The organism is Roseobacter cerasinus (genome assembly GCF_009811755.1).
GTDB classification, from domain to species: Bacteria; Pseudomonadota; Alphaproteobacteria; order Rhodobacterales; family Rhodobacteraceae; genus Roseobacter; species Roseobacter cerasinus.
Window position 1 is genome coordinate 297,026 of record NZ_BLIV01000001.1, and the last position, 21,116, is coordinate 318,141.

The window sequence follows — 21,116 nt, forward strand, 5'->3', positions numbered from 1 at the left end:
ACCGCGACAGCAATGGCCACCAGAACAGCAATCTGGTCACCCTCCATTACAAGCCCTGCCCCGGCTTCACATCCTTCAGTTCCATCGCGGTGGCCGGATCGCGCATCATCTGCGCAACCACATCCTGCCGCTTCACATCCGAGCGGTGGCGCAGTGTCAGCACAATCGCCCCGATCATCGCCACCAGCAGGATCAGCCCGGCCAGCTGGAACAGCAGGAAGTATTGATCATAGAGGATCATCCCCAAAGCTTCCGTGTTGTGCCGATCAACGGGCGTGACGTTCGCGCGGAGGCCTTCCGCTGCGGCATTGGCCTCCCACGACCCGAAGGCCATGACGAACTGCATCAGGATCACCACGCCGATCAGCAACGCCAGCGGCATGTATTTCGCCATCTCCGCCTTCAACTCGGCAAAATCCACGTCGAGCATCATGACCACGAAGAGGAAGAGCACCGCAACCGCGCCCACGTAGACGATGATCAGCAGCATCGCCACGAACTCCGCCCCCAGCAGCACGAAGAGCCCGGCAGAGCTGAGGAATGCCAGGATCAGCCAGAGCACCGAATGCACCGGGTTGCGGCTGATCACGGTGAAGAGCCCGCCCGCGATCACGCTGATCGCAAAGAGATAAAAGGCAAAAACCGTCATTCCTCGTCCTTTCCTTCGTCCAGCACCTGCTGGGCCAGCTCCAGCGCGCGGGTCATCGCTGGCAGGCCTGCAAACATCGACATCTGGCCGATGGTCTCGACAATGTGCTGCTCCGTGGCGCCCGCCTCCAGCGCGTGACGTACGGCCTGGCGGAACGCCATGTCATTCTGCGCGCCCTGCATCGTCAGCCCCGCGAGCGTCAGCAGCATGCGCGTGCGCGCGTCCAAGCTGCCCTCGTTCAGCGCATTGCCGAACATCATTTCCATCATCTCTTTGGGCATGGTGCCCATCATCTTCTCGAACCCCTTGGGCGTGAACGCCTCCATCGCGGGGAAAGCCTTGGCCATCTCCTGCGCCTGTGTGAACATGGCGGCAAAGGGATTTGCGCCTTCAAAGGGGTTTTTCGGATCGCTCATGTGTCGGCCTCCTCCCCTTCGAAGACCTCAAGCGCCGCGTTCAGCGCGTTGATCATGGCCGGAAAGCCGCCGTAAAGCGCCATCTGGTTGATCACCTCCGCCACCTCGCGCTGGGTAGCCCCCGAGCGGAGCGCATTGCGGATGTGTACCTTCAACTGCGGGCCGGTCTGCCCGCCAAGTGCCGCCAACGCCGCGACGGTCGCCAAATAGCGCGTTTTATCATACAGCCCATCGCGCGTGTAGTAGTGCCCGAAGGCCACCTCCATCATCGTGGTGGAAAACCCCGGCAGGATCGCGTCATAGCGCGCCGCCAGAGCCGCCTCGATGCCCGGGTTCGTGGCCTCCGCCATCGCCTTGCCGCGTTGATATGCGTCGGAAGTGGTCATCTGTAAGGCGCGTCCAGTTCCAGATTGCGGGCGATCTCGGCTTCCCAGCGCTCGCCGTTGGCCAAGAGCTTTTCCTTATCGTAGTAAAGCTCTTCGCGCGTCTCGGTGGAGAACTCGAAGTTCGGCCCCTCGACAATCGCATCCACCGGGCAGGCTTCCTGGCAGAAGCCGCAGTAGATGCATTTGGTCATGTCGATGTCGTAACGCGTGGTGCGGCGCGAGCCATCCTCGCGCGGCTCCGCATCAATGGTGATCGCCTGCGCGGGGCAAATGGCCTCGCAGAGCTTGCAGGCAATGCAGCGTTCCTCGCCATTGGGATAGCGCCGCAGCGCGTGCTCCCCCCGGAAGCGTGGGCTGAGCGGCCCTTTCTCATGCGGGTAGTTCACAGTTGCTTTAGGAGCGAAGAAGTACTTCAGCCCCAGCTTCATGCCGACCCAGAAATCCTGTAGCAGGAAATACTTGGCGGCGCGGGTGTAGTCGATTTGAGTCATGTCATACTCCCGTTTGAGTGTTTTTGAGACCATTTCGACAATGCAGACCGTATAAAATCAACTTCCAGCTTCTTTCCCGTCTTCGAGCGTTCAAACCATCTACCTTCGAGATGATCCTCTAAATGCACTGCGAACGATCGCTTCTGTTCGTCGTCGAGCGTAAGATACATGTCGGCAAGATCGCTCTCGAGCATTTTAGCCCCCCATGCCCCAGCGGGCATAGGCGCCCCAGAACCACTCGAACTTGGCCGCAAAGGCCACGAAGACGACCCAGACGAGGCTGAACGGCAGGAACACTTTCCAACCCAGCCGCATCAGCTGGTCATAGCGGTAGCGCGGGGTGATCGCCTTCACCATCGCGAAGATGAAGAAGAAAAAGGCCATCTTCGCCACCATCCAGAGCGCGCCATCCGGCAGCCCGGGGATCGGCGACAGCCAGCCGCCGAAGAACAGCAGCGAGGTCAGCGCGCACATCAGGAAAATCGCGATGTATTCACCAGCCATGAACAGCAGGAAGGGCGTCGAGGAATACTCCACCTGATAGCCCGCGACCAGTTCGGACTCCGCCTCGGGCAAGTCAAACGGCGGGCGGTTGGTCTCGGCCAGACAGGAGATGAAGAACAGGAAAACCATCGGGAAATGCGGCAGCCAATACCAGCTGAAGAACCCGTAAGGCCCGTCTTGTGCGGCCACGATGCCGCCGAAGTTCATGGAGCCGGTGGAGATGATCACCCCGATGATGATCAGCCCCAGCGACACTTCGTAGGAGATCATCTGCGCCGCCGAGCGCAGGCTCCCAAGGAACGGATATTTCGAGTTCGACGCCCAGCCGCCCATGATCACGCCGTAAACTTCCAACGAAGAGACGGCAAAGACAAACAGGATCGCGACATTGATGTCGCTCAGCACCCAGGTCTCGTTGAAGGGGATCACCGCCCAGGCGATGAGGGCCAAGACGAAAGACGTCATCGGCGCCAACATGAAGACGGTCTTGTCTGCCCCCGCAGGCACCACGACCTCTTTCACCACGTATTTCAGCGCATCGGCCACCGTCTGCAACAGCCCGAAGGTGCCCACCACGTTGGGCCCGCGCCGCATCTGAACGGCGGCCCAGATCTTGCGGTCGCCGTAGACGAGGAACAGCAGCGAGACCATCACAAAGCCAACAACCGCAAGCACTTGCGCCAGGATGATCACGGCGATACCGCCCGGGGTTGTAAAGAAATCAGCCATAGGTCCTCACACCGTGGGAATGCGTTTCTGCCTGCAGTGCGCGACAACTGCCGCTGCATCAATTACCCGAATACCGCGCGGCCGCTCCGCCGAGGTGATGTAAACAACATCTGCGGCCCACACGCCAGCCTCTCTGTCGAAATTCGACCGTACATAGCGCGCATATGGCACAGCATCCTCCTGCATGAAAGACGCCACTGCACAATCCGCGTATGCAAAGACATTGGACGCGGTGCCCGCCTTGGTCATCCGCGCCTCGACCTGAACAAGATCACCCGCCAGCTGCGTGATCTCCGCACCCAGATAGTCCGGCACGAAGTCGGACGCCAACGGGGCCTGTTCGGTACAGGCGACAAGGATCATGGCAGCGCTCAGCACAGCAGCCCTCATTCCGCAGCCAGCGCCTCCTGTCGGCGGGCCTTTGCATTGGCCGAAAGCTCCGCCATCAGCTCGGATGCGCGGGCAATCGGGTTGGTCAGATAGAAATCCGTAACGGCACTGTGGAAGTTGCCGGTGCCCAGAGCGCCTTGCTCCAGCGGCTGCCGCTCGTTTTCGGGCACGGCGTCGACCTGGCTCAGCTGCGGCACGTCCTTGACCAGCGCCTGCCGCAGCTGCGCGATGCTGTCAAAGGGAAGCTGCGCACCCATCTCGGCGGACAGCGCCCGCAGGATCGCCCAGTTTTCCTTGGCCTGCCCTGGTGCAAAGCCTGCGCGCAGGGCCAGTTGCGGACGGCCTTCGGTGTTCACGAACAGGCCCGGCTCCTCAGTGTAGGCCGCGCCAGGAAGGATAATATCAGCCCGATGTGCGCCCCGGTCGCCGTGACTGCCCTGATAGATCACGAGGGGCCCGGCGGGGATCTCGACCTCATCCGCACCAAGGTTATAGATCACATCCGCGCCCAGCGCCGCGTCGATGCCACCCTCAGCCACGGCCCCTATATCCATCGCGCCCACACGGGCGGCGGCGGTGTGCAGCACCATAAGCTTGCCGTTGGTTTTTTCCGCCACATCCATGGCCGCCGCAAGCACTTCGGCGCCATCGTCGCCGGTCAGCGCGCCTTGCCCCAGAATTACGATCGAGGGTACGTCCTTGATCGCGCCGAAGTCATGCTGCTGCAAATCACCCAGCGCCTTGCGATCCGTGCCCATGTGCACATGTTCATAGGTCAGATCGGCCGCCTCACCGATCAGCGCCACATTGGCACCCCGGGTCCAGGCCTTGCGGATGCGCGCGTTCAGGACCGGCGCTTCCACCGCCGGGTTGGTCCCGATCAGCATCACATATTGCGCGTCTTCGATGTCCTCGATGCACGCGTCACCGACATAGCCATAGCGGTTGCCCGCAGGCAGCTTGGCCCCATCCGTCCGGCATTCGACGATACCGCCCTGCCCTTCGATCAGCTGTTTCAGCGCAAAAGCCGCCTCAACCGGGGCCAGATCGCCAATCAGCCCGGCCACAGATTTGCCCGCCATCGCCTGTGCCGCTGCAGTCAGCGCCTCTGGCCAGCTTGCCGGACGCAGCTTGCCATTTTCACGGATGTAAGGCGTGTCGAGCCGCTGCCGCCGCAACCCGTCCCAGACAAAGCGCGTCTTGTCGGAGATCCACTCCTCATTCACACCGTCGTGGTTGCGAGGTAGGAAGCGCATGACCTCACGCCCCTTGGTGTCGACACGAATGTTCGACCCCAACGCATCCATCACATCCACGCTCTCGGTCTTGGTCAGCTCCCAAGGCCGCGCGGTGAAAGCATAGGGCTTCGAGACAAGCGCGCCGACAGGGCACAAGTCAATGATATTGCCCTGTAAATTCGAATCGAGCGTCTGGCCGAGATAGGACGTGATCTCCGCATCCTCTCCGCGCCCGGTCTGACCCATCTGGTGAATGCCCGCCACTTCGGTGGTGAAGCGCACACAGCGCGTACAGGAGATGCAGCGCGTCATATGCGTCTCGACCAACGGGCCGAGATCGAGGTCTTCGGTCGCCCGCTTGGGCTCGCGGTAGCGGGAGAAATCCACGCCATAAGCCATCGCCTGGTCCTGCAGGTCACACTCGCCGCCCTGGTCGCAAATCGGGCAATCCAGCGGGTGGTTGATGAGCAGGAACTCCATCACCCCCTCACGCGCCTTCTTCACCATGGGCGAGTTAGTCTTCACCACGGGCGGCTGGCCTTCCGGTCCGGGCCGCAGATCCTTCACCTGCATCGCGCAGGAAGCCGCTGGCTTCGGCGGGCCGCCCACGACCTCGACAAGACACATGCGGCAATTGCCCGCGATCGTCAGCCGCTCGTGATAGCAAAAACGCGGAATCTCAATCCCGGCCTCTTCACAGGCCTGGATCAGCGTCATCGCGCCGTCCACCTCAATCTCGTTTCCGTCGATGACAACCTTGCGTAAGTCGCTCATATCGCTCGCCTTTAGCTCCGGCACGCCCGCATGACGCGGCGTGCCCTAGTCTTTTGCCCGCAGCAGCACGCCCACCGTGCTGTTCCGTGCGATTTCCTCTTTGCCAAGCGCGCAATAGCCCGCCTGATCCACATTCAAATCCTTCGACGCCATGTAGCGCGCGGCCCGAGCGCGCAGGCGGTCTTTCTCGGCCTCGGAGTCCACATGCGCGTCAATCTCCGCCTGAGTATAGCCCATCTCTTTGGCGGTTTGGTTTAAATTCTGCAATGCAGAAAGTGCTGGCAACACACGGGCCGAAATCTGCGGGCAGTTCTTGCGGATCTGATCCGCCAAGCCGATGGCAAACAGCCCGTCGTCTATCGGCTTCACATCCCGAAGGGCTGGTTTGGCCAGCGCGCCTTGCGATCCCACGATCAGAGCCGCCAAAACCAGGGAAACAACAGGTGTCTTCATATCCACTCTCCTTGAAAGCGCAGCACATGCCGCACCCTCCCGAGATGGGATACGAGAGGCCCGCTATTCAATAGCAAGGGATATGGAGCCGCGCCCGTCACAGCGGGCAGGCCCCTTCCAGCGTCAGGGTATCGTTCGAGATGGGCAGAACCTCATCGGGGTCGTCGGGGCCAACCACCCAGTTGATATTGGAACTGCCATATTCATTCACGCAGAAGATCGTGGCCTCATAACGCGCCGCCTCCCGTGCCCCGAGCAGCGAAGCCGAGACCGGAGCAGCCGTCACCTGAAACTTGTGGCGCTCGTCAAGATCACTGATCCCAGTGCGGTAGAACTGGCCGTCAAAGGCCACGTCCTCAGCCTCGCTGCCGCAGGCTGCCAGCAGGCCGGCCACCGCCAAATATGTCAAAACACGTCTCATATCACTACTCCGCCGCAACCTGCGCGCAGCGCTCAGTGCGCCAGCGGTTTGCGTCCTTCAAATGCGCCCAGCCAAAGGCGTGGTCGCTGTCTCCATGGGTCTTCAGATGCTCAAGCCGGTCGAGCGCTTCTTCCAGCGTCGGCTGATGCCCCTCCGGCACCCACCACATCACGAAGTGCATCTCTCCGAGCACCTCGAACCACTCCGCCCGACGCTCGTAGAACTGCTTGTGGAGGGTGCCCCAGACAAAAGTCTCCAGCTGCTCCGGCGTTTCCCAGACGCTGAGGTTGGGCACGAACCGCGGGTCGCCGCCAATCGCGTTTTCCGTATTGCCAGACCCCGGCGCGCCAGAGCCTTCCATCATCCACACGAACCCCGTCATACGTTTGCCCAAACCATTGATCCGGTCGATGTTCTGCATGAACTCCGCCACGCGCGGGTCCTCCATCGGGGCGACAAGGCGGCCAACGTTGAGTTCCGCAAGATGATGACCTTGCATTCTTAAATCTCCCGCATCATTCGACCAAGCGTCGTCCGCTGATCCATCTCCGACCGCGCCAAATCGCAAATCGCCCGGGTGTCCGTAGGATCTACCCCACGCATGCCAAAGTAAGATTGACGAAACTTCTCGATATCTCCCTCGCTGATCCGCGCGGCGGCAGCGTTGATCTCATCGGCCGTATAGCCTCTGCGTTCCCACTCATCGAAAAATCGCAGGTTCATTTCGCGGCTGGTCCCCAGGCTGAAACCGATGCCGGCGCCAGAACAGCGACCAACCATGAAGGCGGCGATGCCCGCGTCCCGCGCATAGACAAGTGTGCTGCGATCCAGAGCCTCCAGCCGGTTTCGCTCCAACTCAGAAGCGACGCCAACAGCCATCGGCGCCGCACAAGCCGCGAGAGGTGCACTCAGCACCATCGCTCCCATAAGCCTTCCAGAGACATCGATCATTACTCCGCCGCCACCGCGCTGACGCGACCTGTCCGTTTGTGTTTGATGCGGTCTTCGATCTCGTCGCGGAAGTGGCGGATGAGACCTTGGATTGGCCAGGCCGCCGCATCACCAAGCGCGCAGATCGTGTGACCTTCAACCTGTTTGGTCACGTCGAGCAGCATGTCGATTTCCTCGACCTCCGCCTCGCCCGTGACCAGCCGGTCCATCACGCGCATCATCCAGCCGGTGCCCTCGCGGCAGGGCGTGCATTGCCCGCAGCTCTCGTGTTTATAGAACTTCGACAGCCGCCAGATCGCCTTGATGATGTCTGTCGAGTTGTCCATCACGATCACCGCCGCCGTGCCAAGGCCTGAGCGCTGTTCACGCAGGTAGTCGAAATCCATGATCGCCTCGCGCATGTCCTTGCCCGGAATGCAGGGCACCGAAGACCCGCCCGGGATCACCGCCTTGAGGTTGTCCCAGCCGCCGCGAATGCCGCCGCAATGGGTCTCGATCAGCTCTTCGAAGGTGATCGACATGGCCTCCTCGACCACGCAGGGGGTGTTCACATGGCCACTGATGGCAAAGAGCTTGGTGCCTGCATTGTTCGCGCGGCCAAAGCCCGCAAACCACTCCGGCCCGCGCCGCAGGATCGTGGGGACCACGGCAATCGATTCCACATTGTTCACCGTGGTCGGGCAGCCATAAAGCCCCGCGCCCGCAGGAAACGGCGGCTTCATACGCGGCATGCCCTTCTTGCCCTCAAGGCTTTCCAGAAGTGCTGTTTCCTCGCCGCAGATGTAGGCCCCTGCCCCATGGTGCAGGTACAGGTCAAAATCCCAACCGGACCCAGCCGCGTTCTTACCGATCAGCCCCGCGTCATAAGCCTCGTCAATCGCCGCCTGCAGCGCCTCTTTCTCGCGGATGTACTCCCCGCGAATGTAGATGTAGCAGGCGTGTGCATTCATCGCGAAACTCGCGATCAAGCAGCCTTCGACCAGCGTATGCGGATCGTGGCGCATAATCTCACGATCCTTGCAGGTGCCGGGCTCGGATTCGTCCGCATTCACCACCAGATAGGCCGGGCGCCCGTCACTTTCCTTGGGCATGAAAGACCACTTGAGGCCGGTCGGGAAGCCAGCCCCACCACGCCCGCGTAGACCGGAGGCTTTCATCTGGTCCACGATCCAGTCGCGGCCCTTCTTGATGATCTCTGCCGTGCCGTCCCAATGGCCGCGTGCCTGCGCGCCCTTCAGCGTGCGATCATGCATGCCGTAGATATTGGTGAAGATCCGGTCCTTATCCTGAAGCATCCGCTTCCCCTCTCACTCGGGCCCGCGCGCGTCTTTGCGCGCGCGCCGTATCTGTAATGACACCACCAGCGCCCAGAAGAGCCCCGCCAATGCCGCAAAATCGAAAAGAAAGGCATAACGCCCGGGCATACCCAGCTTCGGCCCCAGCCAAAGCGCCAGCAGCCACAGCACCATGGTGCCCACGATCACAAGGCTGACCATCCGCCCCTTGGCGGCCAGCGCACGGTCCTGCGCCTGTGTGTCCTGATCCTGCGCACTCATGATCAGTTGTGCCTTTCCGTCCGTCCTTCAGTCGCCGCTTGCCAGCTTTTTCGCCTGGCCGACCCAATCATCCCGTTCGATCCGGCCCTTGAAGCGCAGCCGCTCGTCAACCCAGGCGATATCATCCTTGGTCAAGGCGGCCACCTGGTCAAAGTGCCAGATGCCCAGCGAATTCAGCGTCTCTTCCAGTTTTGGCCCGACACCGCTGATCTTCTTGAGATCGTCTGCGCCGCCGTCCCGTGCCGTATCACTAAAGCCCGCCGGGCGCGCCTCTGTCTCGGCGGTTGATGCTGTGACCTCTGCGGGTTTGGCTGCGTCTTCTGCCGCAGGCTCCTTTTCGTAGGTCCAGTCCCCCTTGCGCGCGGCCAGATCCTCTTCGCCCGGCAACCGTTTGGAGGGCTGGATCTTCGGGGCCGCCTCACTGGCCGCTGGCGCTGCTGCCGGTGCCGCTTTCGGCGCCTCAGGGGCCCCTGCGCCAAGTACCACCTCGCCCGGACCGGGCAAGGGCCGGGTCATGATCCAACTGATGATCGCGCCGAACACAATAAAGACCACGACGCCCGCGAAGACGCCCTGCATAAAGCCCCATCCCCCCAGGACCATCAACAAGACGGCAGCCAAGACGCCACCTGCCAAAGCCACCAGCCAGCTGCCCAGAGCCATGCCGATCATACCTTTATTGTTGCCCATCCCAGTCCCTCTTTTCCTGTTGATCGTATGTCCGATCTCACTCTAACCAGCTTTTACGCGTTTTGGAAATTCAGGAGGCTGTGTCTTCAGCCAGTGTGCGGGCCTGTGCGACCCAGTTGTCCCGGCTCACTCGACCTATGAACCCTTCGAGGTTTTCATCGACCCAGGCCACTTCCTCGTCGGTCCAGGCTGCCACCTGGTCGAAATGGAAAAAGCCCATGCTATGCAAAAGTTTCTCCAGCTTCGGCCCAACGCCTTTGATCTTCTTGAGGTCATCCGGACCGCCGTCGCGCGCCGAGGCCAACACCGCAGGCTTTTCCCCAACCGGCGCGTCCGTTGCGCCAGCCGGGTCGGATTTCGATGGCGGTTTGGCCTTTGACGTGGCTTGCGCCTCCTGTTCGGTGGTGCCGGTGGCGTCTGCGGGCACGCCTTCAGCGGGCCTTACTTCTCGGGCCGGGCGTTTAGCCACATTGGCCGCCTTGCCCTGCCACGGCATGATCAGCGGCACTTCGGTCCCGTCAATCCGCTTGACCGTATCGCCGATGCTCACGGCCAGGTCGACCGACGCGTTGTACTGAGGTTTACCGTTCTCATGGTCGGTCAGCGAGGTCAGACCGCCCAGCGGCTCAGCCGCATAGCGCCCGTTCTGCGGGCCGGGCACGGGCACCTTGCCTGCCGCCAGCTCGTCAATGATCTCGCCCATCCGTTCGGCGGTGAGATCCTCGTAGTAATCCTTGCCGATCTGCGCCATCGGCGCGTTGGAGCACGAGCCGAGGCACTCGACCTCCTCCCAGGAGAAATTGCCATCCGCCGAGAGCGCATGCGGCTCGGGCGCGATCTTCTCCTTACACACGGCCACGAGATCTTCGGCGCCGCAGATCATGCAGGAGGTCGTGCCGCACACCTGGATATGCGCGATCTTTCCAACCGGCTGGAGCTGGAACATGAAATAGAAGGTCGCCACCTCCAGAGCCCGGATATAGCTCAGGCCCAGCATATCGGCAACAGTCTCAATGGCGGGTTTGCTGAGCCACCCCTCCTGCTCCTGCGCGCGCCAAAGCAGCGGAATGATGGCGCTGGCCTGGCGCCCCTCGGGGTATTTCGTGATCTGCCCTTCCGCCCAGGCAAGATTGTCCGCCGTGAACGCAAAAGCGTCGGGTTGGTCGGGGTGAAGACGTCTCAGCATTTAATTCTCAAGCTCTTCTATTGACACGCAGACAGCGCGGGCATCCTGAACGCCACTTTTGCCTTCTGAGGCAAAGCGGGCGAAGTCATCATCTGAAATGGTGATCTGGCACAAGGAGGAAACGGCGCTTTCTTCCACAAGGATCACACCCTCACGCACATGCGTATACCCTTCGGATGCATCGATGCAATCTGTGAAACTGCGATCATCCGAGGAGACGAAATTGCCGTTGAACACGTCATAGGGCACGCAGATGGCCACATATCCGCTGATGTCACCCCCCTCGGCAAACTCAGCAAAGACCTCATCACCGATATCGATCTTGCAAAAGCTGCCACCCGTCTCGGTTTCGATCATCACCACCCCATCACGGATATTCTGGTACCCGATGGAGTCGTCGATCAGATCTGATACGGATGCCATGGCGGTGGCACCGCACCACAGACAAGCCACAGCGCTTGTCAGAGCCTTCTTCATCGGTCGATCTCTCCAAACACCACATCCATGGTCCCGATGATCGCGGCCACATCAGCCAGTTGGTGGCCGCGCGACATGTGATCCATGGCCTGCAGGTGCAAAAAGCCGGGCGCGCGGATTTTGCTGCGGTAGGGTTTGTTGGTGCCATCAGCCACGAGATAAACGCCAAACTCGCCCTTGGGCGCCTCCACCGCGCAATAGACCTCACCCTCGGGCACGTGGAAGCCTTCGGTGTAGAGCTTGAAGTGGTGGATCAGGCTCTCCATCGACTGTTTCATATCCTTGCGCGATGGCGGGGTGATCTTGCCACGCGCGAGGATGTCGCCTTGCCCCTCGGGCGCGCGCAGTTTCTCGATGGCCTGCAGGATGATCCGCAGCGATTGCCGCATCTCTTCCATGCGCACCAGATAACGGTCATAGCAATCGCCGTTCTTGCCCACGGGGATCTGGAAGTCGAACTCGTCGTAGCACTCATAGGGCTGCGCGCGGCGCAGATCCCACGCCAGGCCGGAGCCGCGCACCATCACGCCGGAGAAGCCGTATTCGAGGATGTCTTCCTCGGTGACGATGCCGATATCGGCGTTGCGCTGCTTGAAGATGCGATTTTCGGTCAGCAGCCCGTCGATGTCCGCCATGACCTTGGGGAATTCCTTAGACCAGGTGTCGATATCATCGATCAGCTCAGGGGTCAGATCCTGATGCACCCCGCCGGGCCGGAAGTAGGCTGCGTGCAGCCGCGCGCCGCAGGCCCGCTCGTAGAAGATCATCAGCTTTTCGCGCTCTTCAAAGCCCCAAAGCGGCGGGGTCAGCGCGCCCACGTCCATCGCCTGCGTGGTGATGTTCAGCAGGTGGTTCAACACCCGCCCGATCTCGCAGAAAAGCACGCGGATGAGGCTGGCGCGGCGCGGCACCTCGACGCCGGTGAGCTTCTCGATGGCGAGACACCAGGCGTGCTCCTGGTTCATCGGCGCCACATAGTCGAGCCGATCGAAATACGGCAGGTTTTGCAGATAGGTCCGGCTCTCCATCAGCTTTTCGGTGCCACGGTGCAGCAGGCCAATGTGCGGGTCACAGCGCTCGACGATCTCGCCGTCCAGTTCCAGCACCAGCCGCAGCACGCCATGCGCCGCCGGGTGCTGCGGCCCGAAGTTGATGTTGAAATTACGGATCTTCTGCTCGCCCGTCAGGGCGTCGTCAAAACCTTTGGTACCGTCCATCATGCTGAACCTCCAGTCGAAGAAAGAACCCTGATATTACAAAACCTTGCAGCGAGCATACGCTTCGTATTTTGAGGCATATTTTTTAAAAACGGCATCAAAGCCAGACCCAACCCAGCGGCCCCGATAAGTGTATTGATTATCTCAAACCACATCACCGCTTCTCCAACTCTTGCAGCTTCAGACCCATCCACCAGAGCAAGGCAATGGTGCCCAGCGGGATCAAGCAGGCCGCTGCCCAGTATTTGTTGATGCCGAAGAACGGCAGCAGCTTGACCATCGGGATGGCCGTGAGCGCAGAGAGGATGAGCCACCAGAGCCCGTCCATCACTTCGCCTCTGCTTTCTCATCCGCCTTGTCGTCACCGGGCAGAATGTACTCCGCGCCCTCCCAGGGACTCATGAAATCGAACTGCCGGTATTCCTGCACCAGGCTCACCGGCTCGTAGACCACGCGCTTTTGCGCCTCGTCATAGCGCACCTCGGTATAGCCCGTGGTCGGGAAATCCTTGCGCAGCGGATAGCCGCGGAAGCCGTAGTCCGTCAGGATGCGCCGCAGGTCCGGGTGGCCCGAGAAGAGGATGCCGAACATATCGAATACTTCACGCTCAAACCAGTTGGCCGAGGGGTGCACCGAGACAATCGAGGGTACCATAGCCTCTTCGCGGATGCTGACCCGCAGGCGAATACGGTGGTTCTGGTACATCGACAGCAGGTGATAGACCACGTCGAAGCGCTTGGCGCGGCCCGTATAATCCACCGCCGTGATATCCACGAGCGAGGAGAACTGGCAGGTCGCGTCACTCTTCAGGAATTCCACCAACCCCACGATGTTCGAGGGCGTCACGTCAAGGTTCAGCTCATCATGGGTCACATCCCAGGCCAGCACACAGTCGGTGCGTTTGGCTTCGATGTAAGCGCCCAGCTCTTTCAATGCGTCAGACATGCGGCCTCCTCAGCGTACGATTGTGCCGGTGCGGCGGATTTTGCGTTGCAACTGCATGATACCGTAGAGCAGCGCCTCCGCCGTTGGCGGGCAGCCGGGCACATAGACGTCAACCGGCACAATGCGGTCACAGCCGCGCACCACGGAATAGCTGTAATGGTAATAGCCGCCGCCATTGGCGCAGGAGCCCATGGAGATCACATAGCGCGGCTCGGGCATCTGGTCGTAGACCTTGCGCAGGGCCGGTGCCATCTTGTTGGTCAGCGTGCCCGCCACGATCATCAGGTCCGACTGCCGCGGAGAGGCGCGCGGGGCCGTGCCGAAGCGCTCCAGATCATAGCGCGGCATGGAGGTGTGCATCATCTCCACCGCGCAGCAGGCAAGCCCGAAGGTCATCCAGTGCAAGGACCCTGTGCGAGCCCAGTTGATGATGTCCTCTGTCGAGGTCAGCAGGAAGCCCTTGTCCTGCAATTCACGGTTCAGATCCTGCGTGGCGACGTCGCGGTCTGCACCCGCGACGTTGGCTCCGGCGGCTACTGCCATTCCAGCGCTCCCTTTTTCCATTCGTAGGCAAACCCAATCGTCAAAACACCAAGGAACACCATCATCGACCAGAAGCCCACCATCGAGATATCCTTGAAGGCCACCGCCCAAGGGAAGAGGAAGGCAATCTCCAGATCGAAGATGATGAAGAGGATCGAGACAAGGTAAAACCGCACGTCGAACTTCATGCGCGCATCGTCAAAAGCGTTGAACCCGCATTCATAGGCCGAGACCTTTTCGGGGTCGGGATTGCGGACCGCCAGAACGACAGCGGCGAGGATCAGGACAAGTCCGAGGCCGATGGCAACAGCCAGAAACATCAGGATGGGAAGATATTCCCGCAACATCTCGTCCAAGGCTTGGCTCCTTTTCTGTGGCACCGGTGCATTTCACACCATGCTGCCCCGCGGCGAACAGGGTTTATGCGGGTTTACGCCGGTCCCCCCTTAGGGTCAACAGAGGCCGCGCTCGAAAACCCCTTGATTAGATCAATAGGATTTACTCTCGGTTAGCGCTCTCAACATGGGAGCAAATGGCGCAGAACGCCAGCATTTCCAGCCATGTGTGATCCCGTGTCACACCCGGTACGGCGCGTTGACCCAAAGATCTTGGCGGTCACAGAGGCGCAAACTGCCCCTTGGAAAAGACGCCGCTCAGGGGGCTTCTGGTGGATCGCTTTGATGGGCCGCCGTTAGAGGGCGGCCTTCAACTCCAACCGGCGAGCATGCAGCACCGGTTCTGTATAACCAGACGGCTGCACCCGACCCTTGAACACCAGATCGCAGGCCGCCTGAAAGGCGATCCCGTCGAAGCCCGGCGCCATGGGCTGATAGAGCGGATCACCTGCATTCTGCTCATCGACCACTGCCGCCATCTTTCGCATGACACCCATGACCTGCTGTGCGTCAACCACACCGTGATGCAGCCAGTTCGCGATATGCTGCGCCGAGATCCGGCAGGTCGCGCGGTCTTCCATCAGACCCACATCGTTCATGTCCGGCACTTTTGAGCAACCCACACCCTGATCGACCCAGCGCACCACATAGCCCAGGATACCCTGCGCGTTGTTCTCCACCTCGCGGGTTTTCTGCGCGTCGGTCCACTTCTGATAAGTCGCCAGCGGGATATCCAGAACTGTATCCACATAGGCCCGCCGCCCACCAGCGCGCAGCTTTTCCTGCACGGCAAAGACGTCCACCTTGTGATAATGCAGGCTGTGCAGCGTCGCGGCCGTGGGGCTGGGCACCCAGGCGCAGTTGGCCCCCGACTTCGGATGCTCGATCTTCTGTTCCAGCATCGCGGCCATCATATCGGGCATCGCCCACATGCCCTTGCCGATCTGCGCTTTGCCGCTGAGGCCGCACTCCAGCCCAATATCTACATTCTGGTTCTCGTAGGCTCCGATCCAGGCCTTGCGCTTGATGAAATCCTTGCGGCTGAAGGGCCCCGCCTCCATCGAGGTGTGGATCTCGTCGCCCGTGCGGTCCAGAAACCCGGTGTTGATGAAGGCCACTCGGCTCTTCGCCGCGCGGATGCACTCCTTGAGATTCACCGAGGTGCGCCGCTCCTCATCCATGATCCCCAGCTTGACAGTATATTGCGGCAATCCGAGGATTTGCTCAACGCGGGTGAAGATGCGATCCGCAAAAGCCACCTCGTCCGGCCCATGCATCTTGGGTTTCACCACATAGACCGAGCCTGTTAGCGAATTGCCGCCCTCGCGCTGCAGGTCATGCATCGCAATCAGAGTGGTGACCAGCGCATCCATCACGCCTTCAAATATCTCGTTGCCATCCTTGTCCAGAATGGCCGGATTGGTCATCAGATGACCCACATTCCGCACCAGCATCAACGCACACCCCTTGAGCTTTAGCTTGGTGCCATCGGGGGCAATGAGTTCACGATCAGGGTTCAACGCCCGGGTGACGGGTTTGCCGCCCTTCTCAAACGTCTCCTGCAGATCGCCCTTCATCAACCCCAGCCAATTTGCGTAGGCAACGACCTTGTCTTCGGCATCCACACAAGCCACCGAATCCTCGCAATCCATGATCGCGGAGACGGCACTCTCCATGCGCACATCGGCGAGGCCCGCCTGATCGCGGCTGCCAATCGCATGGGTGCGGTCAAAGACCAGCTCCACATGCAGCCCATTGTTGCGCAGCATCACCGTATCCGGCGCCTTTGGGTGCCCGGTGTAACCTACAAATTTCTCCGGCTGCGCCAGAAACTGGTCGTCCACCAACAGCGCGCCCTTGTGCACGTAGTAGCGTTTCGCATCCGCGTGGGACGTGCGCGTGATCGGAAAGGCCTCATCCAGAAACACGCGCGCGCGGGCTACGACCCGTGCGCCTCGCCCCTGGTCATAGCCGCCCTTGGGTGGCGCGCTGCCCATGGCGTCGGTGCCGTAGAAACCGTCATAGAGGCTGCCCCAGCGCGCATTCGCGGCATTCAGCGCATAGCGTGCGTTGGTGATCGGCACCACCAGCTGTGGCCCGGGCACGGATGCGATCTCCGGGTCGACATTGGCGGTGTCGATCTCGAAGTCTTCTCCTTCCTCCACAAGATACCCGATCTCGCGCAGAAAGGCGCAATACGCCTCATGATCATGCGGCTGCCCACGCTGCTCCAGATGCCAGGCGTCGATCTGCGCCTGCAAATCCTCCCGCTTGGCCAGCAGGTCTCGGTTCTCCTGCACTGTCTCGGTCACCAGATCGGAAAATCCCTGCCAAAAAGCAGCCGGGTCCACGCCGGTGCCGGGCAATGCCTGCTCCTCCAGAAAGGCCGCAAGCGCATCCGCCACCTGCAAATCGTTTTTCTGTTGGTAACCGGCCATCGCAAACGCTCCTCAGTCTCAGCCATCCGGGCAATTGCACGAAGGTTTAGGAGGAAAGTTTCCGATAGGCAACAAAATTGGTAATATTGCCTTACCAATCAATTGGTGCCGCCGCCCTTCCTGTTGCGGCGGCACCGTTCCGAGCAATAGCGCACCTCTGCCCAGACCTTTTCCCATTTCTTGCGCCAGCTGAACGGACGCCCGCAGACCACACAAGGCTTCTGCGGCAAATCCCCTTTCCGGCGCATGTGATCAGTCGCCCGATGTTACTGTGCCATTGATCTGCGCGTCTGTTGCGCTGACCTGGGGCCCGTTCAGATCGATCACCGACGCAAGGCCCAGGCCAATCACGACCCCGAGGGTCAGAGCCACGCAGATGCCTGTGATGGAAACCCAGTGACGTTCCGCCTGACGTTCAATGTTCGTATCGGGTGCTGACATGATCATACCTTTCATCTAGTGCGTGTAAGCCGGGTTGCGAGCCGGCACTTCGCTGATTAACGTCCACATCATCTCTCCGGTTCCATGACCCAAGCAGGTGATCTGATGCGTGACGCGGCTCCAACGACCATTTTTCTTAAGGATTACAAACCTTTCGGCTTTGACGTCACCTCCGTAGCGCTGACGTTTGACCTCAACCCGCATGCCACCCGCGTGAAAAGCCGGATTGCCTTTGCACCGACCTCAGACGCGGAGGAGGAGATCTTCCTGCATGGCGAAAACCTGACCCTGATCTCCGCACGCATCGATGGCCAACCGGTGGCGCCCGAGATCACCGACCAGGGCCTGACATGCAAGGTGCCCGCGACCCCCTTCGTCTGGGAGGCGGAGGTGGAGATCGATCCCGCCAACAACACAGCACTCGAAGGCTTGTATATGTCGAACGGCATGTACTGTACCCAATGCGAGGCCGAGGGCTTTCGCAAGATCACCTACTACCCCGACCGCCCGGATGTGATGAGCGTCTTCACCGTCACGATCAACGGCCCGCACCCGGTGCTGCTGTCAAACGGCAACCCGGTGAATGCCTCCGAGGGGCGCGCTGAATGGCACGACCCCTGGCCCAAGCCCGCCTATCTCTTCGCCCTTGTCGCCGGAGACCTTGTGGCGCACTCCGACAGTTTCACCACGAGGTCCGGGCAGGAGGTCGATCTGAATCTCTACGTCCGTCCGGGTGATGAGGGCAAATGCGCCTTTGGCATGCAGGCGCTGAAAGACTCCATGAAATGGGATGAGGACGTTTATGGCCGGGAATACGACCTGGATGTCTTCAATATCGTGGCCGTGGACGATTTCAACATGGGCGCGATGGAAAACAAGGGCTTGAACATTTTCAACTCTTCCGCCGTGCTGGCCAGCCCGGAGACGGCCACGGATAGCAATTTTGAGCGGATTGAGGCGATCATCGCCCATGAATACTTCCACAACTGGACGGGCAATCGCATCACCTGCCGTGACTGGTTCCAGCTGTGCCTGAAAGAGGGTCTGACGGTCTTTCGCGACAGCCAGTTTACCTCTGACATGCGCTCTGCCCCGGTAAAACGCATCTCGGATGTGATTGAGCTGCGCGCCCGCCAGTTCCCCGAGGATCAGGGGCCACTGGCGCACCCGGTTCGGCCAGAAAGCTTTCAGGAAATCAATAACTTCTACACGGCAACGGTCTATGAAAAAGGCGCGGAGGTCATTGGCATGTTGCGCCGTCTTGTCGGCGCTGAGGCTTACAGCAAAGCGCTGGATCTCTATTTCGACCGGCACGACGGGCAAGCCTGCACTATCGAGGACTGGCTGAAGGTCTTTGAAGACACAACAGGCCGCGACCTCAGCCAGTTCAAGCGCTGGTACTCGCAGGCTGGCACACCCACGGTGACAGTCAAAGATGCTTGGTATGCAGGAACTTATATCCTGACCTTCACGCAAGACTTGAAGCCATCAGCGACGACAGCTGACCCGCAGCCGCAAGTCATCCCCATCGTGACGGGACTCTTGTCGCCGAGCGGTGAGGAACTGGTGCCCAGCCAGGTGCTGGAGTTGACCGAGGCGTCGCAGTCCTTCACCTTCGAGGGCCTGTCCGAACGCCCGATCCCCTCAGTGCTGCGCGGCTTCTCCGCACCGGTGGTCTTGCAACGCGATTTGCCCGAGGAGCACACCGCCTTTCTCTTGGCCCATGACACGGACCCGTTCAACCGATGGGAAGCCGGGCGCGATCTGGCCCGCAAAAGCCTACTCGGAATGATCCGCGAGGGGGCCGCACCCGATGCAAAATATCTCGACGGGCTGCGGGCCGTCTTCGCCGACGACAGTCTAGACCCTGCGTACCGCGCCCTGATGCTGGGGGTGCCGGGCCAGTCCGACCTGGCGCGAACGCTGCATGAACTGGGCGAAGTGCCGGATCCGCAGGCAATCTGGGACAACGCCGAAGGGATGGGCCGTGCGCAGGCAGACAAGCTGGGCGATCTGCTGCCCGGCATTTATGATCAGCATCAGGTCCGCGAGCCGTATCAACCCAATGCCGAGCAATCGGGCCGCCGCAGCCTCGCCAATGCCGCTCTCCGGCTGATGTCGCTGACCGACGGCCCGGACCGCGCGCAAGCCCAATACGATGCGGCGGACAACATGACCCAGCAACTGACCGCGCTGTCGGTCTTGCTGCGCCAGAAGGCGGGCGACGACGCGCTGCGCGCCTTTGAACAACAATGGTCTCACGACCGATTGGTGATGGACAAATGGTTCGGCCTGCAAGTCATGCAAGCGGAGCCAAACCAGGTGGCATCGACGGCACAGCGCCTGACCGAACACGCCGACTTCAACTGGAAGAACCCCAACCGTTTCCGAGCGGTCATAGGCGCGATGGCCAGTCACCACGCGGGCTTTCATCACGAAAGTGGCGCGGCCTATACGTTGCTCGCCGATTGGCTGATCAAGCTCGATCCGGTCAACCCGCAGACCACCGCGCGCATGTGCTCCGTCTTTCAGACGTGGAAACGCTATGACGAGAGCCGCCAGGCCAAGATCGCGGCGGAGCTTGACCGCATTCTCGCGCTGCCCGATCTGTCGCGTGATACCACCGAAATGCTCACCCGTATCCGAGGAACCTGACCCATGAAACCTGTTCTGCTCATCACCGGCGGCTCTGCCGGCATTGGGGCGGCCTGCGCACGCATTGCCGCCACCCAAGGCTATGATCTCGCGCTGAATTACCGCTCCGACACTTCTGCTGCCGAGGCCGTCGCCGCAGACTGCCGCGCCGCAGGCGCAAAGGTCGTGCTTTGCCAGGGCGATGTGGCTGATCCCGGTGCAATTGCTGCGGTCTATGCCAAGATCGACACGGAATTTGGCCGGGTCGACGCGCTGATCAACAATGCGGGCGTCGTGGATCAGACCGCCAAACTTACGGATATGGACCACGCCCGCCTGCGCCGCATGTTTGACATCAACGTGATCGGCGCGATGCTTGTCGCGAAGAAGGCTGTGGTGCGCATGCAGGCGCAGGGAGACGGCGGGGTCATAGTGAATATCTCCTCAGCCGCAGCGCGCCTCGGCTCGGGCAATCAATACCTTGACTATGCTGCGTCCAAGGCGGCAATTGATTGCTTTACCAAAGGGTTGTCGGACGAAGTTGCAGCGGATAATATCCGTGTCATGGCGCTGCGCCCCGGGCTGATCGAGACAGAGATACACGCCAAGGGCGGCGAGCCGGGCCGCGCAGACCGCCTTGCGCATATGGTGCCGATGAAGCGCAAAGGCTCAGCCGAGGAGGTCGCCCGGCCGATCATCTGGCTGCTGTCTGACGACGCAAGCTATGTGACCGGCTCGACGCTGGACGTCACGGGTGGCCGCTGAGCCATTTGTCTATCACCGGCAGGGCCGCAGCCGGGCCACCATTGGCGTCGTGCTCGCAGTTTGGATCGCTGCGATCCTTGCAATCCTCCTTGTGCAGGCGTCGCCTTGGCTGATGGCGGCGCTGGTACTCTTTACACTCCCCGCGCTCTGGGAGGTTTGGGCCAACCCTTCGGCGGGCCTGCGCATGGACCGCGATGGCATTCACTGGTTCACGGGCAAACGCGCCGCAACCCTCAAATGGACAGAGGTCGATCATATGCGTCTCGATACGCGTATTGACCTCTCGGTGCGCATCTCTGCTGTTTTGCTCAGCGGGCGCAAGCTGCGCCTGCCTTATGAGGCGACACCTCCGCACAAGGCCTTCGAAGCCGCGCTGCACCACCTGGGCGTTCGCACCGAACGGCATCACTTCTCATGGATCGGCTAG

27 protein-coding genes are annotated in these 21,116 nt (G+C 60.9%); 3 read left to right on the forward strand and 24 right to left on the reverse strand.

Annotated features, from left to right (window positions below):
- Nucleotides 1-46 precede the first annotated feature (46 nt).
- The 24 genes from So717_RS01515 to So717_RS01625 all read right to left on the reverse strand — a co-directional run bounded on the left by So717_RS01515 (nt 47) and on the right by So717_RS01625 (nt 17,290).
- Nucleotides 47-649 (reverse strand): NADH-quinone oxidoreductase subunit J, encoded by a 603-nt coding sequence (locus tag So717_RS01515; protein WP_159974442.1) that lies wholly within the window; start codon nt 647-649, stop codon nt 47-49.
- Nucleotides 646-1,065 carry a carboxymuconolactone decarboxylase family protein gene (locus So717_RS01520; RefSeq protein ID WP_159974443.1) on the reverse strand — a complete coding sequence of 140 codons (420 nt, stop codon included), beginning with the start codon at nt 1,063-1,065 and terminating at the stop codon, nt 646-648. Before So717_RS01520 ends, So717_RS01515 begins: the two co-directional genes overlap by 4 nt.
- On the reverse strand, nt 1,062-1,451 hold the full coding sequence (locus tag So717_RS01525) for a carboxymuconolactone decarboxylase family protein (RefSeq protein ID WP_159974444.1): 390 nt from the start codon (nt 1,449-1,451) through the stop codon (nt 1,062-1,064). Before So717_RS01525 ends, So717_RS01520 begins: the two co-directional genes overlap by 4 nt.
- Nucleotides 1,448-1,942: an NADH-quinone oxidoreductase subunit NuoI gene (nuoI, locus tag So717_RS01530; protein ID WP_159974445.1), complete on the reverse strand. Its 495-nt coding sequence runs from the start codon at nt 1,940-1,942 to the stop codon at nt 1,448-1,450. The genes So717_RS01525 and nuoI overlap by 4 nt, the downstream gene beginning before the upstream one ends.
- 195 nt (nt 1,943-2,137) lie before the next feature.
- Nucleotides 2,138-3,175, reverse strand: a complete 1,038-nt coding sequence (gene nuoH, locus So717_RS01535) for an NADH-quinone oxidoreductase subunit NuoH (protein ID WP_159974446.1) — start codon at nt 3,173-3,175, stop codon at nt 2,138-2,140.
- 6 nt (nt 3,176-3,181) lie between these two features.
- Nucleotides 3,182-3,553, reverse strand: a complete 372-nt coding sequence (locus So717_RS01540; protein ID WP_238840593.1) for a YNQ4 family lipoprotein — start codon at nt 3,551-3,553, stop codon at nt 3,182-3,184.
- Nucleotides 3,554-3,561: 8 nt separating this feature from the next.
- Entirely contained in the window at nt 3,562-5,577 is a 2,016-nt protein-coding gene (nuoG, locus tag So717_RS01545; protein ID WP_159974448.1) for an NADH-quinone oxidoreductase subunit NuoG, read from the reverse strand.
- 45 nt (nt 5,578-5,622) lie between these two features.
- Entirely contained in the window at nt 5,623-6,030 is a 408-nt protein-coding gene (locus tag So717_RS01550) for a DUF5333 domain-containing protein (protein WP_159974449.1), read from the reverse strand.
- A gap of 97 nt (nt 6,031-6,127) precedes the next feature.
- Nucleotides 6,128-6,451, reverse strand: a complete 324-nt coding sequence (locus tag So717_RS01555) for a hypothetical protein (RefSeq protein ID WP_159974450.1) — start codon at nt 6,449-6,451, stop codon at nt 6,128-6,130.
- 4 nt (nt 6,452-6,455) lie between these two features.
- A complete protein-coding gene (locus So717_RS01560; RefSeq protein ID WP_159974451.1) occupies nt 6,456-6,950 on the reverse strand; it encodes a DUF3291 domain-containing protein in 495 nt (164 codons plus the stop codon).
- A gap of 2 nt (nt 6,951-6,952) precedes the next feature.
- Nucleotides 6,953-7,402 (reverse strand): DUF5333 family protein, encoded by a 450-nt coding sequence (locus So717_RS01565; protein WP_159974452.1) that lies wholly within the window; start codon nt 7,400-7,402, stop codon nt 6,953-6,955.
- The gene (nuoF, locus tag So717_RS01570) at nt 7,402-8,697 is read right to left on the reverse strand and encodes an NADH-quinone oxidoreductase subunit NuoF (protein ID WP_159974453.1); all 1,296 of its coding nucleotides are present in this window, start codon (nt 8,695-8,697) and stop codon (nt 7,402-7,404) included. Before nuoF ends, So717_RS01565 begins: the two co-directional genes overlap by 1 nt.
- A gap of 12 nt (nt 8,698-8,709) precedes the next feature.
- Nucleotides 8,710-8,958 carry a DUF5337 domain-containing protein gene (locus tag So717_RS01575; protein WP_159974454.1) on the reverse strand — a complete coding sequence of 83 codons (249 nt, stop codon included), beginning with the start codon at nt 8,956-8,958 and terminating at the stop codon, nt 8,710-8,712.
- 27 nt (nt 8,959-8,985) lie between these two features.
- The gene (locus So717_RS01580) at nt 8,986-9,648 is read right to left on the reverse strand and encodes a helix-hairpin-helix domain-containing protein (RefSeq protein ID WP_159974455.1); all 663 of its coding nucleotides are present in this window, start codon (nt 9,646-9,648) and stop codon (nt 8,986-8,988) included.
- A 70-nt stretch (nt 9,649-9,718) separates the two neighbouring features.
- A complete protein-coding gene (locus So717_RS01585) occupies nt 9,719-10,834 on the reverse strand; it encodes an NADH-quinone oxidoreductase subunit E (protein ID WP_159974456.1) in 1,116 nt (371 codons plus the stop codon).
- Nucleotides 10,835-11,311 carry a hypothetical protein gene (locus So717_RS01590; protein ID WP_159974457.1) on the reverse strand — a complete coding sequence of 159 codons (477 nt, stop codon included), beginning with the start codon at nt 11,309-11,311 and terminating at the stop codon, nt 10,835-10,837.
- Nucleotides 11,308-12,528 (reverse strand): NADH-quinone oxidoreductase subunit D, encoded by a 1,221-nt coding sequence (locus So717_RS01595; RefSeq protein ID WP_159974877.1) that lies wholly within the window; start codon nt 12,526-12,528, stop codon nt 11,308-11,310. Before So717_RS01595 ends, So717_RS01590 begins: the two co-directional genes overlap by 4 nt.
- Before the next feature lie 154 nt (nt 12,529-12,682).
- Nucleotides 12,683-12,856, reverse strand: a complete 174-nt coding sequence (locus So717_RS22015) for a hypothetical protein (RefSeq protein WP_174238975.1) — start codon at nt 12,854-12,856, stop codon at nt 12,683-12,685.
- On the reverse strand, nt 12,856-13,473 hold the full coding sequence (locus tag So717_RS01600; protein WP_159974458.1) for an NADH-quinone oxidoreductase subunit C: 618 nt from the start codon (nt 13,471-13,473) through the stop codon (nt 12,856-12,858). Before So717_RS01600 ends, So717_RS22015 begins: the two co-directional genes overlap by 1 nt.
- A gap of 9 nt (nt 13,474-13,482) precedes the next feature.
- On the reverse strand, nt 13,483-14,016 hold the full coding sequence (locus So717_RS01605; RefSeq protein WP_159974459.1) for a NuoB/complex I 20 kDa subunit family protein: 534 nt from the start codon (nt 14,014-14,016) through the stop codon (nt 13,483-13,485).
- Nucleotides 14,007-14,372, reverse strand: coding sequence for an NADH-quinone oxidoreductase subunit A (locus tag So717_RS01610; protein ID WP_159974460.1), 366 nt, complete (start codon nt 14,370-14,372; stop codon nt 14,007-14,009). The genes So717_RS01605 and So717_RS01610 overlap by 10 nt, the downstream gene beginning before the upstream one ends.
- A 335-nt stretch (nt 14,373-14,707) precedes the next feature.
- Nucleotides 14,708-16,849, reverse strand: coding sequence for a malate synthase G (locus tag So717_RS01615; RefSeq protein ID WP_159974461.1), 2,142 nt, complete (start codon nt 16,847-16,849; stop codon nt 14,708-14,710).
- A 98-nt stretch (nt 16,850-16,947) separates the two neighbouring features.
- Nucleotides 16,948-17,097, reverse strand: a complete 150-nt coding sequence (locus tag So717_RS01620; RefSeq protein ID WP_159974462.1) for a DUF2256 domain-containing protein — start codon at nt 17,095-17,097, stop codon at nt 16,948-16,950.
- A 4-nt stretch (nt 17,098-17,101) separates the two neighbouring features.
- Complete coding sequence (locus tag So717_RS01625) at nt 17,102-17,290, reverse strand: hypothetical protein (RefSeq protein ID WP_238840596.1); 189 nt, start codon at nt 17,288-17,290, stop codon at nt 17,102-17,104.
- 105 nt (nt 17,291-17,395) lie between these two features.
- Between So717_RS01625 and pepN the strand changes: the two genes are divergently transcribed.
- Genes pepN through So717_RS01640 form a run of 3 tightly spaced genes read left to right on the forward strand, consistent with a single transcriptional unit; the run spans nt 17,396 to nt 21,116 of the window.
- The gene (pepN, locus tag So717_RS01630; protein WP_159974878.1) at nt 17,396-19,945 is read left to right on the forward strand and encodes an aminopeptidase N; all 2,550 of its coding nucleotides are present in this window, start codon (nt 17,396-17,398) and stop codon (nt 19,943-19,945) included.
- Between the two features lie 3 nt (nt 19,946-19,948).
- A complete protein-coding gene (locus So717_RS01635) occupies nt 19,949-20,689 on the forward strand; it encodes an SDR family oxidoreductase (RefSeq protein ID WP_159974464.1) in 741 nt (246 codons plus the stop codon).
- Nucleotides 20,679-21,116 (forward strand): hypothetical protein, encoded by a 438-nt coding sequence (locus tag So717_RS01640; protein WP_159974465.1) that lies wholly within the window; start codon nt 20,679-20,681, stop codon nt 21,114-21,116. Before So717_RS01635 ends, So717_RS01640 begins: the two co-directional genes overlap by 11 nt.

What these genes read in the sequence shown, in the direction of transcription:
- So717_RS01575 (WP_159974454.1), bottom strand. Translation starts at nt 8,958, where the DNA reads ATGAGTGCGCAGGATCAGGACACACAGGCGCAGGACCGTGCGCTGGCC.
- So717_RS22015 (WP_174238975.1), bottom strand. Translation starts at nt 12,856, where the DNA reads ATGGACGGGCTCTGGTGGCTCATCCTCTCTGCGCTCACGGCCATCCCG.
- So717_RS01555 (WP_159974450.1), bottom strand. Translation starts at nt 6,451, where the DNA reads ATGAGACGTGTTTTGACATATTTGGCGGTGGCCGGCCTGCTGGCAGCC.
- So717_RS01615 (WP_159974461.1), bottom strand. Translation starts at nt 16,849, where the DNA reads ATGGCCGGTTACCAACAGAAAAACGATTTGCAGGTGGCGGATGCGCTT.
- So717_RS01585 (WP_159974456.1), bottom strand. Translation starts at nt 10,834, where the DNA reads ATGCTGAGACGTCTTCACCCCGACCAACCCGACGCTTTTGCGTTCACG.
- So717_RS01590 (WP_159974457.1), bottom strand. Translation starts at nt 11,311, where the DNA reads ATGAAGAAGGCTCTGACAAGCGCTGTGGCTTGTCTGTGGTGCGGTGCC.
- So717_RS01620 (WP_159974462.1), bottom strand. Translation starts at nt 17,097, where the DNA reads ATGCGCCGGAAAGGGGATTTGCCGCAGAAGCCTTGTGTGGTCTGCGGG.
- So717_RS01625 (WP_238840596.1), bottom strand. Translation starts at nt 17,290, where the DNA reads ATGTCAGCACCCGATACGAACATTGAACGTCAGGCGGAACGTCACTGG.
- So717_RS01515 (WP_159974442.1), bottom strand. Translation starts at nt 649, where the DNA reads ATGACGGTTTTTGCCTTTTATCTCTTTGCGATCAGCGTGATCGCGGGC.
- So717_RS01550 (WP_159974449.1), bottom strand. Translation starts at nt 6,030, where the DNA reads ATGAAGACACCTGTTGTTTCCCTGGTTTTGGCGGCTCTGATCGTGGGA.
- So717_RS01520 (WP_159974443.1), bottom strand. Translation starts at nt 1,065, where the DNA reads ATGAGCGATCCGAAAAACCCCTTTGAAGGCGCAAATCCCTTTGCCGCC.
- nuoH (WP_159974446.1), bottom strand. Translation starts at nt 3,175, where the DNA reads ATGGCTGATTTCTTTACAACCCCGGGCGGTATCGCCGTGATCATCCTG.
- So717_RS01525 (WP_159974444.1), bottom strand. Translation starts at nt 1,451, where the DNA reads ATGACCACTTCCGACGCATATCAACGCGGCAAGGCGATGGCGGAGGCC.
- So717_RS01565 (WP_159974452.1), bottom strand. Translation starts at nt 7,402, where the DNA reads ATGATCGATGTCTCTGGAAGGCTTATGGGAGCGATGGTGCTGAGTGCA.
- So717_RS01560 (WP_159974451.1), bottom strand. Translation starts at nt 6,950, where the DNA reads ATGCAAGGTCATCATCTTGCGGAACTCAACGTTGGCCGCCTTGTCGCC.
- So717_RS01600 (WP_159974458.1), bottom strand. Translation starts at nt 13,473, where the DNA reads ATGTCTGACGCATTGAAAGAGCTGGGCGCTTACATCGAAGCCAAACGC.
- nuoG (WP_159974448.1), bottom strand. Translation starts at nt 5,577, where the DNA reads ATGAGCGACTTACGCAAGGTTGTCATCGACGGAAACGAGATTGAGGTG.
- So717_RS01605 (WP_159974459.1), bottom strand. Translation starts at nt 14,016, where the DNA reads ATGGCAGTAGCCGCCGGAGCCAACGTCGCGGGTGCAGACCGCGACGTC.
- nuoF (WP_159974453.1), bottom strand. Translation starts at nt 8,697, where the DNA reads ATGCTTCAGGATAAGGACCGGATCTTCACCAATATCTACGGCATGCAT.
- nuoI (WP_159974445.1), bottom strand. Translation starts at nt 1,942, where the DNA reads ATGACTCAAATCGACTACACCCGCGCCGCCAAGTATTTCCTGCTACAG.
- So717_RS01635 (WP_159974464.1), top strand. Translation starts at nt 19,949, where the DNA reads ATGAAACCTGTTCTGCTCATCACCGGCGGCTCTGCCGGCATTGGGGCG.
- So717_RS01580 (WP_159974455.1), bottom strand. Translation starts at nt 9,648, where the DNA reads ATGGGCAACAATAAAGGTATGATCGGCATGGCTCTGGGCAGCTGGCTG.
- So717_RS01595 (WP_159974877.1), bottom strand. Translation starts at nt 12,528, where the DNA reads ATGGACGGTACCAAAGGTTTTGACGACGCCCTGACGGGCGAGCAGAAG.
- pepN (WP_159974878.1), top strand. Translation starts at nt 17,396, where the DNA reads ATGCGTGACGCGGCTCCAACGACCATTTTTCTTAAGGATTACAAACCT.